This is a genomic window from Niallia circulans NBRC 13626 (assembly GCF_001591585.1).
Taxonomy (GTDB): domain Bacteria; phylum Bacillota; class Bacilli; order Bacillales; family Cytobacillaceae; genus Niallia; species Niallia circulans.
In genome coordinates, this window is record NZ_BCVE01000058.1 from 1 (window position 1) to 791 (window position 791).

At 48.2% G+C, this 791-nt stretch carries 8 tRNA genes; all 8 read right to left on the reverse strand.

Annotation, left to right across the window (positions count from 1 at the left end):
- Window positions 1-21 precede the first annotated feature (21 nt).
- The 8 genes from BCI01S_RS24510 to BCI01S_RS24545 all read right to left on the reverse strand — a co-directional run bounded on the left by BCI01S_RS24510 (window position 22) and on the right by BCI01S_RS24545 (window position 766).
- Window positions 22-107: transfer RNA gene (locus BCI01S_RS24510), tRNA-Leu, on the reverse strand.
- 34 nt (window positions 108-141) lie between these two features.
- Window positions 142-215 (reverse strand) — tRNA-Cys (locus BCI01S_RS24515).
- A 10-nt stretch (window positions 216-225) separates the two neighbouring features.
- Window positions 226-300 (reverse strand) — tRNA-Gly (locus tag BCI01S_RS24520).
- Window positions 301-303: 3 nt separating this feature from the next.
- A tRNA-Gln gene (locus tag BCI01S_RS24525) sits at window positions 304-378 on the reverse strand.
- Between the two features lie 44 nt (window positions 379-422).
- Window positions 423-498 (reverse strand) — tRNA-His (locus tag BCI01S_RS24530).
- 19 nt (window positions 499-517) lie between these two features.
- Window positions 518-591, reverse strand: a tRNA-Trp gene (locus BCI01S_RS24535).
- A gap of 7 nt (window positions 592-598) precedes the next feature.
- Window positions 599-682, reverse strand: a tRNA-Tyr gene (locus tag BCI01S_RS24540).
- A gap of 11 nt (window positions 683-693) precedes the next feature.
- Window positions 694-766, reverse strand: a tRNA-Phe gene (locus BCI01S_RS24545).
- Between the last annotated feature and the right edge of the window lie 25 nt (window positions 767-791).

The following is a 791-nucleotide window of genomic DNA, read 5'->3' on the forward strand; positions in this document are numbered from 1 at the left end:
GTTTATAATTTGTTTGGGTAATGCCGAGGACCGGAATCGAACCGGTACGGTAGTCACCTACCGCAGGATTTTAAGTCCTGTGCGTCTGCCAGTTCCGCCACCCCGGCATGATATGAAACAAATTTAAATTATAAACGATTATGGAGGCGGCAACCGGATTCGAACCGGTGGTAAAGGTTTTGCAGACCTCTGCCTTACCACTTGGCTATGCCGCCATAAATATATTGGAGCGGAAGACGGGATTCGAACCCGCGACCCCCACCTTGGCAAGGTGGTGTTCTACCACTGAACTACTTCCGCGAATGGCTGGGCTAGCTGGATTCGAACCAACGAGTGACGGAGTCAAAGTCCGTTGCCTTACCGCTTGGCTATAGCCCAATACTATATATATGCAATAAAATAAAAAAAGTGTCAAAAATAAATGGGGCGAATAATGGGAATCGAACCCACGAGTGTCGGAGCCACAATCCGATGCGTTAACCACTTCGCCATATCCGCCATAATATTTATTTGAAATTGGCAGGGGTAGTAGGAATCGAACCCACACCAAAGGTTTTGGAGACCTTCGTTCTACCTTTAAACTATACCCCTAAATGAATGGTGGAGGGGGACGGATTCGAACCGCCGAACCCGAAGGAGCGGATTTACAGTCCGCCGCGTTTAGCCACTTCGCTACCCCTCCGACATAAAAGGTGGCTCAGGACGGAATCGAACCGCCGACACAAGGATTTTCAGTCCTTTGCTCTACCGACTGAGCTACTGAGCCATTACTTAATGCTATTTATTTTTTG